General features: G+C 58.1%; 12 protein-coding genes. 4 read left to right on the top strand and 8 right to left on the bottom strand.

The window, feature by feature from the left end; translation table 11 throughout:
• The coding region (locus GBC55_RS15120; protein WP_247266923.1) for an acylase at nucleotides 1-1,779 on the top strand (1,779 nt) is incomplete at its 5' end.
• Between the two features lie 72 nt (nucleotides 1,780-1,851).
• On the opposite strand, the gene GBC55_RS15125 is transcribed toward GBC55_RS15120, so the two are convergent.
• Nucleotides 1,852-2,856, bottom strand: a complete 1,005-nt coding sequence (locus tag GBC55_RS15125) for a FecR family protein (RefSeq protein WP_162438145.1) — start codon at nucleotides 2,854-2,856, stop codon at nucleotides 1,852-1,854.
• A gap of 97 nt (nucleotides 2,857-2,953) precedes the next feature.
• A complete protein-coding gene (locus GBC55_RS15130) occupies nucleotides 2,954-7,777 on the bottom strand; it encodes a DUF6543 domain-containing protein (protein ID WP_162438146.1) in 4,824 nt (1,607 codons plus the stop codon).
• Nucleotides 7,778-7,974: 197 nt separating this feature from the next.
• Between GBC55_RS15130 and GBC55_RS15135 the strand changes: the two genes are divergently transcribed.
• Nucleotides 7,975-9,015, top strand: coding sequence for an Ldh family oxidoreductase (locus GBC55_RS15135; RefSeq protein ID WP_162438147.1), 1,041 nt, complete (start codon nucleotides 7,975-7,977; stop codon nucleotides 9,013-9,015).
• Nucleotides 9,016-9,118: 103 nt separating this feature from the next.
• On the opposite strand, the gene GBC55_RS15140 is transcribed toward GBC55_RS15135, so the two are convergent.
• Nucleotides 9,119-9,436 carry a DUF883 family protein gene (locus GBC55_RS15140; protein ID WP_162438148.1) on the bottom strand — a complete coding sequence of 106 codons (318 nt, stop codon included), beginning with the start codon at nucleotides 9,434-9,436 and terminating at the stop codon, nucleotides 9,119-9,121.
• 164 nt (nucleotides 9,437-9,600) lie between these two features.
• Between GBC55_RS15140 and GBC55_RS15145 the strand changes: the two genes are divergently transcribed.
• Entirely contained in the window at nucleotides 9,601-9,852 is a 252-nt protein-coding gene (locus GBC55_RS15145) for a hypothetical protein (RefSeq protein WP_162438149.1), read from the top strand.
• A gap of 61 nt (nucleotides 9,853-9,913) precedes the next feature.
• Here GBC55_RS15145 and GBC55_RS15150 read toward each other — a convergent pair whose 3' ends face one another.
• On the bottom strand, nucleotides 9,914-10,831 hold the full coding sequence (locus GBC55_RS15150) for a LysR family transcriptional regulator (RefSeq protein ID WP_162438150.1): 918 nt from the start codon (nucleotides 10,829-10,831) through the stop codon (nucleotides 9,914-9,916).
• An 85-nt stretch (nucleotides 10,832-10,916) separates the two neighbouring features.
• Here GBC55_RS15150 and GBC55_RS15155 point away from each other — a divergent pair, with 85 nt between their 5' ends.
• Nucleotides 10,917-11,840: a carbon-nitrogen hydrolase family protein gene (locus GBC55_RS15155; protein ID WP_162438151.1), complete on the top strand. Its 924-nt coding sequence runs from the start codon at nucleotides 10,917-10,919 to the stop codon at nucleotides 11,838-11,840.
• Between the two features lie 55 nt (nucleotides 11,841-11,895).
• Here GBC55_RS15155 and GBC55_RS15160 read toward each other — a convergent pair whose 3' ends face one another.
• The 4 genes from GBC55_RS15160 to GBC55_RS15175 all read right to left on the bottom strand — a co-directional run bounded on the left by GBC55_RS15160 (nucleotide 11,896) and on the right by GBC55_RS15175 (nucleotide 15,672).
• A complete protein-coding gene (locus tag GBC55_RS15160; RefSeq protein WP_162438152.1) occupies nucleotides 11,896-12,441 on the bottom strand; it encodes a GNAT family N-acetyltransferase in 546 nt (181 codons plus the stop codon).
• 25 nt (nucleotides 12,442-12,466) lie between these two features.
• Entirely contained in the window at nucleotides 12,467-12,940 is a 474-nt protein-coding gene (locus GBC55_RS15165) for an LEA type 2 family protein (RefSeq protein ID WP_162438153.1), read from the bottom strand.
• Nucleotides 12,941-12,998: 58 nt separating this feature from the next.
• Nucleotides 12,999-14,471 carry a nucleobase:cation symporter-2 family protein gene (locus tag GBC55_RS15170; RefSeq protein WP_162438154.1) on the bottom strand — a complete coding sequence of 491 codons (1,473 nt, stop codon included), beginning with the start codon at nucleotides 14,469-14,471 and terminating at the stop codon, nucleotides 12,999-13,001.
• 292 nt (nucleotides 14,472-14,763) lie between these two features.
• A complete protein-coding gene (locus tag GBC55_RS15175) occupies nucleotides 14,764-15,672 on the bottom strand; it encodes a LysR family transcriptional regulator (protein WP_162438155.1) in 909 nt (302 codons plus the stop codon).
• Nucleotides 15,673-15,715 lie beyond the last annotated feature (43 nt).

Below are 15,715 nucleotides of genomic sequence, written 5' to 3' on the forward strand. Positions count from 1 at the left end.
CCACCCCAGGCCGTCGCAGCCACCGCCGATTCAGGATCATTCCAGCTAGCCGACTCGCGCCTGCAGCGCTTCGCCCTGGACCGAGGCAGCAACGCCGTCGCCGTCGGCAGCGAACGTTCCTTCAACGGTCGCGGCATGTTGCTGGCCAACCCGCATTTTCCCTGGGTGGGCGGGATGCGTTTCTATCAGATGCATCTGACGATTCCCGGCAAGCTCGACGTGATGGGCGCCGCGCTGCCTGGTCTGCCGATGATCAACATCGGTTTCAACCAGCACCTGGCCTGGACCCACACAGTGGATTCATCCAAACATTTCACTCTGTATCGCCTGCAACTGGACCCCAAGGACCCGACCCGTTACCTGCTCGACGGCCAGTCATTGCCGATGACAAAACAGACCGTGACGGTGAACGCGAAACAAGCCGATGGTCAGGTCCAGCCGATCTCCCATGTGGTTTACAGCTCGCAGTTCGGCCCGATTGTGCAGTGGCCCGGCAAGCTCGACTGGGACACCCAGTTTGCCTATAGCCTGCGCGACGCCAACCTGGAAAACGACCGGGTATTGCAACAGTGGTATGAGATGAACCGGGCGGACAGCCTTGAGGCGTTGCAAGCGTCGGTGCACAAGATCCAGGGCATCCCGTGGGTCAACACCCTGGCGGCGGACGACAAGGGCCAGACGCTCTACATGAACCTGTCGGTCGTGCCCAATGTGAATGCAGAAAAGCTGGCCAGGTGCAGCGATCCACGCGCCGGCTTGCAGATGATTGTGCTTGACGGGTCCAAGAGCGAATGTGCCTGGGACATCGATCCTCAGGCGGCGCAAAAAGGTATCTATGCGTCCGGCCAGTTGCCACAGCTGCTGCGCAAGGACTTCGTGCAGCATTCCAACGATTCGGCATGGATGGCTAACCCGGCGCAACCGCTGACGGGTTTTTCGCCACTCATCAGCCAGGACAGCCAGCCATTGGGGCTGCGCTCACGCTTTGCGCTTGATCGCCTGGGTGCACTGCACAAGGCTGGCCCTATTGTGGCGACGGACCTGCAACGCATGGTGATGGACGATCAGGTATTCCTGGCCACGCAAGTGTTGCCGGACTTGTTGCAGTTCTGCACGGCGGATCTGGGCGCAGACGCAAAGGCGCTCACACCTTTGTGCGCCAGCCTGAGGGCCTGGGACGGCAACGCGAACCTGAACAGTGGCCTGGGTTTTGTTCACTTCCAGAATGTGATGGAAGCGTTGCAGGAAATGCCTGATGTATGGCGAGTGGCGTTCGATCCGCAAGACCCGCAGCACACACCCCGTGGTCTGGCGATTGAGCAGCCTGAAGTGGTGAAGGCCGTTCGGCAGGCGATGTTGGCCTCTGTTGAAAACGTCGACAAACAAGGCCTCAACAAAGACAGCCGTTGGGGGGGCATTCAGGTGGTGAGCAGCGGGGGGCAGCAGACGCCCATCCATGGTGGACCGGGCACTTTGGGTATTTACAACGCCATACAGAGCGTGCCCAGAACCGACGGAAAACGGGAGGTCGTCAGCGGGACGAGTTACCTGCAAGTGGTGACCTTTGACGACAGCGGACCGCGTGCCCAAGGCTTGTTGGCGTTTTCGCTCTCCAGTGATCCGGCCTCGAAGTATTCACGGGACCAGACGCTGGCGTTTTCGAAGAAACAGTTGAGCGTGATGCCGTTTACCGAGCAGCAGATCAAAGCCGATGCGCAGTATCAGGCGCGCACGATCAGTGAGCGGGATGAGGCGGTAGGCAAGGTCGTAAACCAGTAAGATCAAAAGATCGCAGCCTCGCTTCGCTCGACAGCTCCTACAAAGGATCGAGTGAAACGAGGCCGCGAGTTTTCAGCTTTTAGGGGTTTGCTGCGGGAGGGCGTTCAATACCGGATTACCGTCCTTGTTGCGCGTCACGTAGACCGGCAATACCTTGGGCAAGGACGCCACCAGGCCGTTGAGTTCCTTGATGTTGTAGATGCCGCCGATGCGGATCGAACCGGTACTGGGATCAGCCACAATCAGCGGTTTGGCCAGATAGCGGTTGATCAAGGGCAGGGCGTCGGACAGCGTCAGATCATCCAGCACCAGCTTGCCGCTGCGCCAGGCCAATGAGTTGTCATTGTCATAGGTCTGACTGATGCGCGGAATGTAATCGCCGTGTCCGTAGCTCGCCTGCATGGCCGGCCCGAGACGTAGACCATCGCCTGGAAGGTCATCGTTGCTGCTGACCAGCACCGACCCTTCAATCAGGTTCACACGCACCTGATCTTCATACATCCAGACGTTGAATTGGGTGCCCGTCACTCGAATCTTGCCTTGCGCCGCTTTCACTATAAAAGGGTGCGTGGTGTCGTGGCTGACCCTGAAGAATGCTTCGCCTTTTTTCAGGGTCACCCGGCGCTGGTCCTTGTAGTTGCTGAACGTCAGCTCGCTGCCCAGGTTCAATTCCACCTGGCTGCCATCGCCAAGGGTGACATGACGGACCGTATCGCTTGCTTCAATGTGTTGGTACGCGTTCGGCAGCCACCCCATGTTCCAGCCGCTGACGGCTGCCAATGGCAGCGACACCGCGCACACGGCGGCAGCGATGCCGAAGGTACGCCAAGGTGTTGCGGGTTTGATGTGCACCACCGGCGCGGCAATGGTCGACGGACGAGGCAAATCCCCGGCAACGTCCCAGATCTCCAGCATCGCTTCGTACTCGAACGCATGAAGTGGATGCGCATCACGCCATTGTTCGAATGCGACACGCTCTTGCGCCGTACAGTCGTTGGCGTGCAAGCGCATGCACCAATGCGCAGCAGCATCGGTAATGGCGTCGTATTCGGCTTGGGAGAGGGGGCTGTCGGTCATTGACTCATCCTGATTTGCGCCATTCTAACCTTTGAGCTCACTCGTCGAGAACAACCGTCATGGCAATTACCCATCAAACTCGCAAGATTTTAATGATTCAAGGGGTGCTGACGTGCAATTGGCGCCCCAATCGGGTGATTAGCCAGGCAACACTGTCTGCGTTGGCAAGCAGTACCTTCAGCCTGATCAGTGCATTTTTCTTGAATTGCGTACGGGCGCCGCTCAGGTTTACTGTCTTGGTCAAGGTCAGTACCAGCTTTTTTACATCACCCGTGTCTTCTTCAAACGTGTTACCCAGGTCATCGCGGTCTCCGGTAGCGGGATCGTAAAGCGTGAACAGGTCAGTGTAAGGCGTCTTGACCGAGAGCGCGGTTTCTTGAAGTTTGCTTAATTCTTCCTTCAGCCCGCGGGCCGTTGGGCTGGATGTGTCAATAAGGTCGACAAAAGGTCTGCCGGAATCGAGGTAAGTGATGTCCTCCGCGTCCAGCGCAATGTGCGCGACCTCATGTACAAGCGTCGCCGCCCGGGCATGGGCGTTGATCGGGAAATCGGGGTTACTCAGGTAGGGCTGGTAAACGTCGTACGCCGGCTTGAAGAATCTGTTCACCAGGTAAATTTTCCGCTTGATGTCAGACGGGACAGTAAATGCAAAAGTATTTGTTTCGCCCGAAACGGCCCTGCCAACCACAAATCGGCTGGAGGTTTCCTTCGTGAGTGAGGGTTCCAACAGGGTTGCAAATACATTACTTACCGCTTGTTCAAGCAGCTCGACGTGCTCGGGCAGAACGGTGGTGACACCTATGAAATCCTTGATGAGCTGATGCACCGGGGTGACGGTATCGCCAGAATCTTTCAGCATTTGCAGATTACGAAAACTGTTCCAGGCGTAGGTCGTGGCCAGGTCCAGCGCTTCGGTTATCTGACGTGCTTTTTCAGGAAACAGCATCCGGATCTCGGACATTCCGGTAGCGTCGACATTCATCCCGTCCCATACAGTAAACGTGGTCCTTAACCGATCGAAGATACTGAAGCGAGGATGCGTTGTTTTCCTGTCCACTGTCCATTGACCGGACACGTTCCGGTTTACATAAGGTCCCCGTTTTTTATCGCCGCCGATTCTCCAGCGCGTGCCATGTTTTGTGACGGGATACACTTTTCCTTGCGCAGGGCAGTAGTGTTTTTTAGTTGAAGGATGCTCATAAAGCCCAAGCTTGACGTCGTGCGTCAGCGAAACCAAGTCGATGTCGATGCTTTCATGGATGCTCAGGTGCGTGCGTTCGGGCGCGGTGATATTGATGTCTTGCCACTTGAACGGCGTCGTTGAAGGTGTTGATGCCGCCACGACGGGCGCCGAAGACGGTGTCGATTGAACATCCTGTGAGTCGCGTAACGTGGCGAGCTGAGCCATGCCATTGATGAACTCTCTTAATGCCGGTCCCCATCTATGCAATTGCAGATCCTCGGCGGATTGCTTGATGCGCTGATAGCTACGCCACACGGTGAGCGGGTAGGCCAGTTTTCCCGCAAAGAAGTTGAAGGCGGCATGCAGGCCTTCGCCCAGCACGTGCTTGATGGTTGCCCACGCACTTTGCTTTTTGTCATCTGCCTGGAAACCGAGCAAACGGGTCAACACATCAGCCGTGTCGTTAAATAGCCGTTTAAACAAATGACCCTTGATCGGGTTGAAAGCCAGGGTGACGTCGGCAAGGCGCTTGCCGGTGCTGCCTATTTCTTTTTCGAGCAGCGCTCGATCAGTCTGTGGCAGGTTCATCAATACCCAATCGATCAGCCCACCGCCCGATTTCAGTTCGGTCAGCAGCTGTGCCTCGTTTTGATATTCCTTTATGCCGTGCCCGCTGCTGTGAGGCGCGATGAGTATTTGAGTTGCCGCTTTATCACTTGAAGATCCGATCAGATAGACACCCGGCACGGTCATCGCCGGGGTGTTTTCAACACCGACAAGTTCAAGTGGGCGGATGATTGCATGGGCGCCCACGACTGCTGCACGGGCGATAGCATCTGGCAGGTCGGCGATCTGCTGGATCAGCTCGAATCCGGTTTGACTGAGTTTTCCTTGCAGTTTTTGTTCATGTGCGTAGTGCATCAACTGCCAAGGCACTTGCGTGTAAAACCGCTTGCGGCGATCCGCCGAATCTGCCTGGGTTTGCGCAAACGCGTCCTTCACTGTTTTTTGCTGATGCTCGCCAAGTTTCAGGTTTTTTATCAGATTTTTTATGTACTGCTCGTTCATACCCGCGGGGACTGCAGTTGAGGTCAGCGACACCAGTTTGAATCGGGTTTTGTCCAGGTCGGTGAAGTGGATCAATGCGAACTCGGTCAGGGTTTGCCTCATGACCTGGGCCGTCTTGGCGTCGTTGATTCGGATCTCTATATCGTCCGGATCGAAGTCGTAAGCGTCCGCCTTGAGTTGTTTTTGCAGGTGTTGCCGTGCGGTGTGTTGCAGCGAGCTGATACCGGATAGGTAGTCCTGGTCGTCAGTGACATTGTTGAGGTATTGCTGAAGCAGTTCGCAATGCAGCTTTTGATCCGCAATGCTTGCTTTGGCCAGCCACGCCGGCAGCTTCTGCCGTGTGTTCAAGCCCTCTGCCATTTGCGTTACGCGCTGCAATCCCGTCTGCGGTGCGCGCAGTGCCACTCGCGCCATAAGCTCGGCGAGTGCTGCAGAGGGAAGCGGTGAAGCCAGTGCGTCAGCGACGCGCGTGGTGTCCAGATGTACAAATGATTGTTGTACGTGCTCCAGAAAGTGCGTATCGATCAGTTGCATCGGCGCCCAGCTGAAGATTTTACCAGGCAGGCGTTCACTGGCACTCAGGTTCTCCAGGAGCGTGTTGCGAAGAACCTTGTCCGCGAGGCGTTTTTCGAGCGCTTTCAGTAACGGTGTCAAACCAGTGAATGCTTCAAATCCGGACGCCGGCGTCCAGAGTACGGTTTTGCCCGACTTTGCCGGATCAAGGCCTCCCTTTTCCGTCAGTGCAAAACAACTGGCCAGTTTCAACGGGACCGTGGCGTCGCCGACGTTCAACGCCAGGGAAAATACGTCGGGCACAAAGCCGTTCAGTTTGGCGCGCTGTGAGCGCACCGGTTTATCAAGCACCGCTTTAATGATCGCCTGCTCAGCGGCACCCAGATTACGCGTGACGGTGCGCAGGTCCAGTTCACTGCGTAATGCGGTCGACAGCGTTTGGGTGAAGCTCGATTTGAGTGTTGCAATTGACGTCGCCACGGCGGCCTCTGCTTCGGCAACCGTGCGGATGGTTGACGCGATAACCGGGTGTGCGTCGAGGTGTTGATCAAGCGTTTTCCTGGCAAGGGCGATTTTTTTCAATTGCGCTTTGGCGGACTCGCCACTCACGGTCGCTGTTTGGGCGTACCAGCGTGAATTCATGTGTTGACTGGCGTGATCTTCAGCGTCCACTGCCAGCAGTCCGTTATCGATTAACCCTCGGACATCCAGCGCCTGATCGAGTAAGACATACGGGTCCAGAGTGCCTTCGCTGTCACGGTAGAGACCCAATGCGTGGGACACGTTATCCCGTTGTTTGCCGAGGATGTCGCTCATCAACTGTTCAAACACCGAACCGGTGATCGGTTGCCCGACAATGTCTCGATCACCCGGCGCCATTGCGATAAAACGACCGCGTTCGGCGAACGACATTAAATTGAGCAGCGCGTCTTCATGCGTCTCGCTTTTCAAGCGTTCCAACAAGGTATTCGTCACTGTGGACACGTCCTGTGTGGGTTCGATGCCCTTGTGCTGCGTGTAGATGAATCCGCGAGAACGGCTGCTACCCAGTATCAGGGTCGACGCCAGGTCTGTGTAGCTATTGGCCGGTGTTGTAACGCGTACAGTTTTTGCGAGAAAGGTGGACTCGGCACTCATATGGCTGGCGCCCGTGAGTGCCTGATACTCCTGTGTCGATAAATCACCTTGTTGTCGCTTGAGTAGAAGACGCGTGTAAAAGGTGTCGCGCAAACACTCGGCAAATAGGGCCAAGCGCGATAGCCCATGGCTCGTTGTGGTGTTCCAGTACGTTTCAAGCAGGTTGTCGAGTTGCGACGTCAAGCTGCTGGCGATCTCTTCTACCGCGATCTGCCATGCCTGGTTATCGCCAGAGGTACTGAAGCTGTGTTCGGGGTTGGAGAACACTCGAACGTCGCCTGCTGGCCAACCCTTGAGGTGGTAATGCAAGAGTGCCTGGCTGAGGGACAGTGACGATGTTTCCCGTAACTTGTCTTTTTCAGCCACGGCAGAGCGGTTACGAACGTAGGTTTGTAGACGGGTCAGGCGTTGATCCAGGGTTGGAAATGACTTGAGCAAAATGTGGCTGGCCTTGAGAGCTTCGTCCAGCATCGACTGCAAGGTGGGCATTTTGAGCAGTTCGCCCATCAAGGTCGTCAGGTTCTGCGCCTGGTTGCGTTCGAGGACAGTCTCTTGATCCTGAAACACCGAACCCTCTATTTCTTGCGTGGTAATACCAGGCGTAATCGTGGCGGGTAGTTCGCTGCGTTGTTCAATGGAGAGAAAACGCATCAGCTCCTGCCTGCCGGTTTCCTGCCCCAGCCACTCCAGCAGTTTGCCTTTGACTTCGTCCATCTTCTTGAACTTGATCAAGCCTTGCCACGGGGTATAGAGCACGACTTCACCGTCGTCTGGCCGACTCATGGCGAAGGCCCCGGCCAACGGCGTGCCCTTCTCACCGTTTTGCATCAGAAGCAAGCGATGAACGAGCATCGGCGAGGTATGGTTTTTGCGCGTGGTATGGGTCGCGAGGTAAACCGTGGAAAGCCATTTGAGATCGTCAAGGGAGAAGCTCAGGGCTTTTTCTTGAGCGCCCGTTTGCTTGGCCGTGGAGGCAAGTTCTGCCTCCTTGAAAAAATACGGCAGTGCTAATGTCGTCATTGTGTCTCCTCGAAGTGCTGCGAGTGCTGAGTCATCGCAGGTCATTGGGTCGAGGGAAAAACGTAGGGCAGGGGGCGATGTTGAGTGCGGTAGATATTGCTGGCACCGATTTGCATGCCCAAAACTTGACAGCAAGGCCGTATGAAAGCGCTTAATCGTCGTGTCGCGCTTTTCTAACAATAAAACCGGAGCTTCAGATGACCGCATCGCCAGAATTGGCCGTTAGTTCGGGCAAACAAACGCTCGATTTCGATTCTCTTGTTGTGTTGCTTGAACAGATTTTCGTCCGTCATGGCACCTCCATGGACGTCGCCCGGACCCTGGCGCAAAACTGTGCCGGTGCCGAACGGGACGGCGCCCACAGCCATGGCGTGTTTCGTATTCCAGGCTACGTATCGACGCTGCGAAGCGGTTGGGTCAATGGGCAGGCGGTGCCTGTGGTGGAAGATGTGGCGTCAGGTTTTGTCCGGGTCGATGCCGACAACGGTTTCGCCCAACCGGCGCTTGCGGCTGCGCGAGCCTTGTTGGTAGAGAAGGCTCGCAGCGCGGGTATCGCGGTGCTGGCCATTCGTAACTCTCATCATTTCGCCGCGTTGTGGCCTGACGTGGAGCCTTTCGCCTATGAAGGGCTGGTGGCGCTGAGCGTGGTCAACAGCATGACCTGTGTGGTGCCGCACGGTGCGGATCGCCCCTTGTTTGGTACTAACCCGATAGCCTTTGCCGCACCTCGGGCCGACGGTGATCCGATTGTTTTCGACCTGGCAACCAGCGCCATCGCCCATGGCGACGTGCAGATCGCCGCGCGTAAGGGTGAACGCTTGCCTGCGGGCATGGGAGTCGACAGCCTCGGTCAGCCGACCCAAGACCCGAAAGCCATACTGGAGGGCGGGGCGTTGCTGCCATTCGGCGGGCACAAAGGTTCAGCGTTGTCGATGATGGTGGAGTTGTTGGCAGCGGCGCTGACCGGCGGGAATTTTTCGTTCGAATTCGATTGGTCGAACCATCCAGGGGCCAAGACGCCCTGGACCGGGCAATTGCTGATTGTGATCGACCCGAGCAAGGCTGCTGGGCAGGGTTTTGCCGAACGCAGCCAGGAACTGGTGCGGCAGATGCACAGTGTGGGGCTCAAGCGGTTGCCGGGAGATCGTCGTCACCATCAGCGGGCGAAATCGGCGGCCAACGGCATTGAACTGGATGTACAGACGTTGAAGGAGTTGCGGGAACTGGCGGGGGGTTGAAGCGTATGGCGCGGGAGTCCGGATCCCACGCCGGTCTCCTGTAGCAGCTGGCGCAGGCTGCGCCAGCTGCTTCAGGGGGAGTGTTGCTACAAGCTGAATGCTATTAACGACGGCCCAACAGCAACCCGACCACCAAACCGAAACCGGCAGAGATCGCTACGGTTTGCCATGGATGACCGCCGATATAGGTTTCGGTGGCATCAACGGCGGGCTTTGTCCGGTCACGAACGTTTGTCACCGAATCCATCGCCTGCTGAAGCTTCTGGGCAATTTGACCACGAAGGGTCTCGGCTTCTTCGCCGACCAGTGATGCGCTGCTTTTAAGCAGTTTGTCGGACTCCTCGATCAGCGCCTGCAACTCGCTGAAGGCTTGATCCTTGATTTGGTCTGCGGCGTTTTGTGCGGCGGTTTTCCGAGCCATTGAGGTACTCCTTACTGATTAATGGGCAGTGAACAATGGAGTCTGCTGCGATGGAAAAAGTTGCAGGGATTTTGCGCTAACCCGTGATCCTTCGGAAAATCCAGCGCAGGAGATTTCTGACTACAGTGTAAGATGTCGCCTATTTTACGCAGCAGGTAAATCCCATGAGCTTCAATCTGGCCGACAAACCCCTTGCCGAGCGCGCCGCGCTTGAAGATGAAAAATCCCGTCTGTTCGACCTTTGGCAAAGCAATCTGGGCAAAGCCAAGGGTGAGGCGGCACGGTTGTTCGGGGAGCGCGCCAAGCGCAAAGGCAAGTGGTCCGAGTGGGTCCGTTCCGAACTCGACGCCATGTCGCCTCCGGAATTCGCGAACATGGTGCGCAGTGAAGTGAACCGGCTGATGGCTGCCAAGTAAACGTGCGCCTGACACAACCCCTGTAGGATCGCGGAAGTCCGTAATGGACAGTGCACCTTCATCATGAGCTGCGCGAAAAGCTCGCGACAATCGCCTCGCGCACTTTCAACACGACCGGATCGAGCTGCGTGCTGGTGCGCCAGCCCAGCTCGATCGGGTAACGCGGCAAGGCCAGAGGGCAGGGCAATAGCGCCAGGCCACTGAGCGCTGCGATGCTCTGCGCGGCGTGAGTCGGAATGGTCGCCACCGCCTGACTGCCTTTAAGCAAAAAGGGGAGTGCCGCAAAGTGCGTCGTGGATGCGCACACCCGGCGAGTCAGCCCCAGCGCTGCCAATCCCTCATCCGTGATCCCGATAAAGCCGCCCGACGACACCAGAATGTGCTCACGGGCGACGAACGCCTCAAGACTGAGGTTGTGCTGTCCCTCGGCAAGACTGGCGGGGTCGACCAGGCACGCATAATCCCCTTCACCCAACACCTGACGACTGAGCAGTCGCTCGGCAAATCCGCCGGCAGTAATGGCCAGATCGATGCTGCGGTCCATCAAGGCCTGCGCGACGATCTGGCTATGAGTCTGACGGAAAATCAGCCGCAGCTTCGGTGCACACCGGGCAATGTCCGAGATCAGGCGTCGACCGTAGGCGATTTCAAAATCATCGGACAAGCCGATGGCAACGGAACGACCCTCGTACTCATGGGCCGCAGGGTCGACCATGGCCAGGCTTTGCCGGCATTTGTTCAACGCATCGCTAATGACGGGCTTCAGCTGATTGGCCCGGAGCGTCGGCGCGAGGCCGCGACCGGTGCGGACGAACAAGGGGTCGCCATACACGTCGCGCAGCCGGCGCAACGCGGCGCTGACGGCCGATTGCGTCACGCCCAGGCGCAGTGCCGCGCGGCTGGCACTGGATTCTTCATGCAATGCTTCGAAGACTTTGAGCAGGTTGAGATCGACAGCAGTGATATTCATAGTGTTCATATCATTCAGCAGTGAGTCGGGCTTTATTCATGATCCTGTCCTGCCGGAAAATGAGCAACACCCCAGCGCTTTTGGAGAGACCGACATGCCCAAGTCAATCGTTGCTGCATTGCAAATCGGCGCTTTGCCCGGTGGCAAAGCCGACACCCTGGAGCAGATTCTTGCCTGGGAAAACGCCATCGTCGAAGCCGGCGCGGCGCTGGTGGTCATGCCCGAAGCCTTGCTGGGCGGTTACCCGAAAGGCGAGGGTTTCGGCACGCAACTGGGTTATCGCCTGCCGGAAGGGCGTGAGGCGTTTGCCCGCTACTTCACCAATGCCATCGACGTGCCCGGCGCCGAAACGGAGGCACTGGCGGGCTTGTCGGCGCGCACGGGCGCGAATCTGGTGATCGGCGTGATTGAGCGAGTCGCCAGCACGTTGTATTGCACCGCACTGTATTTCGACCCCATAGGCGGGTTGGTCGCCAGGCACCGCAAACTGATGCCCACCGGCACCGAGCGATTGATCTGGGGCAAGGGCGATGGCTCGACCTTGCCGGTGATCGACAGCCAGGTCGGGCGAATCGGCGCGGTGGTGTGCTGGGAAAACATGATGCCGCTGTTACGCACCGCGATGTATGCCAAAGGCGTGGAAGTCTGGTGTGCACCGACGGTCGACGAACGGGAGATGTGGCAGGTCAGCATGCGTCATATTGCCCACGAGGGGCGCTGCTTCGTTGTCAGCGCCTGCCAGGTTCAGGATTCGCCAAAAGCCTTGGGACTGGACATCGCCAACTGGCCGGCGGATCGGCCATTGATCTCGGGTGGAAGCATCATCGTTGGCCCCATGGGTGACATTCTCGCAGGCCCGTTGCGGGGTGATGCGGGGTTGCTCACCGCGACGATCGATACCGATGACCTGATTCGTGCCCGATACGATTTCGATGTGGTCGGCCACTACGCGCGCCCGGATGTGTTCGAGTTGACGGTGGATGAGCGGGCGAAACCTGGCGTTCGATTTACCGCATAGCTCCCACATTGGTTTCCACCGGTTCATAAACAACGCGTCGGCCAGCCAGTGAATTTCAACGTCGCTCGAGCCATTCTTCCCGAGTGATTTCCCAGATCTCCTTGGGAAATTCCCCGCCGACAAACAGGCATGTCCCCGTGTCGATCAACCGCATTCCACCCCGTTCCGATAGCTTGCGCGAGCCAATGTTCGGTGCCGCTTTCGGAACGCGCATCACCGGGCGACCCAGCGTTTCAAACCAATACGCCGTCACAGCGGCGCTGGCTTCAGTCATCAAGCCTTGCCCCTGCCATTGGGGCCCGAGCCAGAAGCCGCGGTTGTTGTCCTGCTCGTCCATCAAACTGATGTTCCCGATCAGAAGCTCCGGGGCGGTTTTCAAGCGAATCGACCAGTGCCACTCTTTTCCCGCGGCAATCGCCGGCAATGCGATGTCACGCAGATAAGTCTGGGCGCCGTCTGCCGGATAGGGCCAAGGCACAAACGCGTTGAGGTAACGAACAACCTCCCAGTGCGCGAAGTGTTGCTGGATGTCCGGCGCATCAGCCATTTCCAGCGGTCGCAGGATCAGGCGTTCGGTGTAGAGCGTGGGTGTCGGTTCCATGATGGATGGGGCTCCTTTGTCGGGCCTACCAGGTGCCGGATGTCGTCCCCGGCAGGCTGAGCTTGCCAGTGTCCACGAATCGCATCGTGCCAAACAACCCGCCGGCGAGTTTGCCGCGCAACACATAGGGCAGATTGTTCAGCGACTGGGTTTGACTCAAGCCCAGGGTCTGACGCAGCACCGAGAAGGCTGACACGCTCACCGGCACCGTCAGCACGGTTTCCGAAAACCGAGCGATAGAACCCGACTGATCGCTGACGCCCGACGCCAGTGGCTGGCCATTGACCTCCAGATCCAGCGCGACGCCGTTGTAGTCGACAGGATTCTCGTTAGGGTTTTGCACGCGTATTTTCACCGCGAAGCGCACTTCCATGTCCTGGCTTTGCAGGGGTTCCAGGCCGACGACATTGATGTTCAGCGGATCGCGATTGGGGAACAGGGCGCAGGCGCTCAGGGAGAGCAACAGCAAGGAAAGGATGACGGCGTGGACACTGCGCATAAACAAGCTCTCATGAAGAAAAGGGCTGAACCGCCGCCGGCTCAGCCCTCGAGCCTTTTTAGCGGTTCAACTGTGCGACCGCTGCAGGCGGGGCCGGTTCACCTTTGGCGGGGACCTCCGGGTTTTCCATGACCTGCAGGATCGATGCTTCGGGATCGAAATCATCTTCTTCCAGCTCAAGGAATTCCTCAGGCAGGAAGATATTCAGCACGATAGCGCACAACGCGCCCACGGTGATCGGCGATTCAAAGATGTTGTGCAGCGCCATCGGCAGTTCGCGCAGCACCTCTGGAACGGCCGCAACCCCCAGGCCCATGCCGAGGGAAATCGCCACGATCAGCATGTTGCGCCGATGCAGCCCGGCTTCGGCAAGGATCTTGATTCCGGCCACCGCGACGGTGCCGAACATCACCAGTTCCGCGCCGCCCAGTACTGGTTTCGGCATCAGTTGCAGCACCGCGCCGATCATCGGGAACAGGCCCAGAATTACCAGCAGGCCGGCAATGAAAAATGCCACATAACGGCTGGCGACGCCGGTGAGCTGGATCACCCCATTGTTCTGGGCGAACGTGACCATCGGCATGCTGTTGAACACGGCCGCCATGGCGGAGTTGAGGCCGTCGGCGAGGAGGCCGGACTTGATACGGCGGATGTAGATCGGGCCTTTGACCGGTTGCCGGGAGATCATCGAGTTGGCCGTCAGGTCGCCAGCAGCTTCCAGCGGCGACACCAGGAAGATCACCGCCACGGGCACGAACGCCACCCAATCGAAGTTGAAACCGTACTTGAACGGCACCGGTACGCTCATCAACGGCACATCGGGCATGCTGGCGAAACTCACGTCACCCATTGCCCAGGCCACGACATAGCCGAGGGTCAGGCCGATGACAATCGCGCCCAGGCGCAGGAACGGCACATCGACCCGGTTCAACACCACAATCGTGCCCAGCACCAATGCCGCGAGTGCCAGGTGATGAGCTCCGCCGAGGTCCGGTGCACCGAAGCCGCCGGCGATATCCGTCATCGCCACCTTGATCAACGACAGGCCCATGAGCGTGATGATGGTGCCGGTCACAACCGGGGTGATGAGCATGCGCAGCTTGCCGATGAACTGGCTCAGTACGACTTCGATGAAGGCGGCGAAAAAGCACACGCCAAAGATCGTCGAGAGGATTTCGTCGGTGCCACCACCACGGGCCTTGACCATGAAACCGGCACTGAGAATCACGCTGATGAACGAGAAACTGGTGCCTTGCAGGCACAGAAGCCCTGAGCCCACCGGCCCGAAACGCCGTGCCTGGACGAACGTCCCCAGGCCCGACACGAACAGCGCCATGCTGATCAGGTAGGGCACTTCACTTTGCAGGCCCAAGGCGCTGCCCATGATCAAAGTCGGGGTGATGATGCCGACGAAACTCGCCAGCACGTGCTGCAGCGCGGCGAAAATGGTCGCGGTGAGATGCGGGCGGTCGTTGAGGCCGTAAATCAGGTCGTTGTTTCGTGCAGGTGGGGCTTTTTCAGAGGCGGTCATGGTTGTATGCGTGCCAACAGGCGGGCCGGGTCAGAAAATGGAGGCGCAGGATGCCAGAAAGCAGCAGAAACAGTAACCAGGCGTTTCGAAGATCTGCAGCTGGGCACGCTCTCCGAGCTAAATGAGTTTATTGTGGCGAGCGAGCTTGCTCGCGCTCGACTGCGCAGCAGTCGCAAATCCAGCCAATCATGTGTTACTGAAAAAATGCAGGGGGCCGCTTCGCAGCCCAGCGGGACGGTGCGACGTTTCGACAAGCTCCCTCGCCACAGGTATTTAAGTTGCCTCAGCCCCCTCAACAGGCACCACTGCACTCACCAAACGCCGCCACCAAATCCTCCTCAAACGCCTGTTGCGCATCCCCCGGTACCTGGGCGCGGTGGCGGGCCAGTTGAAACGCCACGTCGAAACTCATTTCACCCTCACGCACCGTTCGCAGCAGTCCCTTGTCCTCCCAGCTGCGGGCATAGTGACTCGGCAGATAACCCACGTGTTTGCCGGAGAGGATGAAGGCGAGGGTGCCTTCCACCTGCTCCGACCGCGCCGAACAGTGCTGGCCCTGGGACGGTTCATCATTGCGCAGGAAGCGGTAGGGGTGGTCCACGTGATCACTGGCCTTCAACACCGCGTCCTCAGCGTCACCGGTAAACAGCGGATGGCCAGGTGCGCAGTACAGGTGCTGGGTTTCGCTGAACAGTTCGCGGTAATCAAACGCGGTTTGTGCCATTGAGAAATAGCCGATAGCAAGGTCCAGCCGCTGTTGCAGCAGCAGTCGCTCCATTTCGCCCGGCATCGCGGTCATCAGTTCGATGCGCACCGATTCGTCACGCTCACGAAAGCGCCGGATGGCCTCTGCCACCTTTTGCAGTACGGATGGGGCAACCGCTTCTGATATTCCCAGGCGGACTTCACCGATCAGGCGCCCGGCCACGCCATTGGATTGATGGCGGAACGCCTCGATGGATTGAAAGAGCCCGCGTGTCGCACTGAGCAGTTGTTCGCCCTTGGGCGTTACCTTGAACCCCCCTTTACCGCGACTGCACAACCGATAGCCGAGGCGGGTTTCGAGCTTGGCCATTTGCTGGCTGATGCTCGACTGGCTCAAGCCCAGATCACCCTGAGCAGCGCTGAAACCGCCACATTCGACCACACGAACAAACAGCCGCAGCAGGTGCAGGTCGAGATCATGCAGTTGACCGAGCATTAAACATTACCCCTCGATAATGTCAGGTTAACAAACCTGATAT

Source organism: Pseudomonas sp. TNT3 (assembly GCF_010095445.2).
Taxonomy (GTDB): domain Bacteria; phylum Pseudomonadota; class Gammaproteobacteria; order Pseudomonadales; family Pseudomonadaceae; genus Aquipseudomonas.

Bases quoted from the DNA above. Each gene is read 5' to 3' on its own strand.
- GBC55_RS15125 (WP_162438145.1), bottom strand. From the start codon at position 2,856: ATGACCGACAGCCCCCTCTCCCAAGCCGAATACGACGCCATTACCGAT.
- GBC55_RS15130 (WP_162438146.1), bottom strand. From the start codon at position 7,777: ATGACGACATTAGCACTGCCGTATTTTTTCAAGGAGGCAGAACTTGCC.
- GBC55_RS15135 (WP_162438147.1), top strand. From the start codon at position 7,975: ATGACCGCATCGCCAGAATTGGCCGTTAGTTCGGGCAAACAAACGCTC.
- GBC55_RS15140 (WP_162438148.1), bottom strand. From the start codon at position 9,436: ATGGCTCGGAAAACCGCCGCACAAAACGCCGCAGACCAAATCAAGGAT.
- GBC55_RS15145 (WP_162438149.1), top strand. From the start codon at position 9,601: ATGAGCTTCAATCTGGCCGACAAACCCCTTGCCGAGCGCGCCGCGCTT.
- GBC55_RS15150 (WP_162438150.1), bottom strand. From the start codon at position 10,831: ATGAACACTATGAATATCACTGCTGTCGATCTCAACCTGCTCAAAGTC.
- GBC55_RS15155 (WP_162438151.1), top strand. From the start codon at position 10,917: ATGCCCAAGTCAATCGTTGCTGCATTGCAAATCGGCGCTTTGCCCGGT.
- GBC55_RS15160 (WP_162438152.1), bottom strand. From the start codon at position 12,441: ATGGAACCGACACCCACGCTCTACACCGAACGCCTGATCCTGCGACCG.
- GBC55_RS15165 (WP_162438153.1), bottom strand. From the start codon at position 12,940: ATGCGCAGTGTCCACGCCGTCATCCTTTCCTTGCTGTTGCTCTCCCTG.
- GBC55_RS15170 (WP_162438154.1), bottom strand. From the start codon at position 14,471: ATGACCGCCTCTGAAAAAGCCCCACCTGCACGAAACAACGACCTGATT.
- GBC55_RS15175 (WP_162438155.1), bottom strand. From the start codon at position 15,672: ATGCTCGGTCAACTGCATGATCTCGACCTGCACCTGCTGCGGCTGTTT.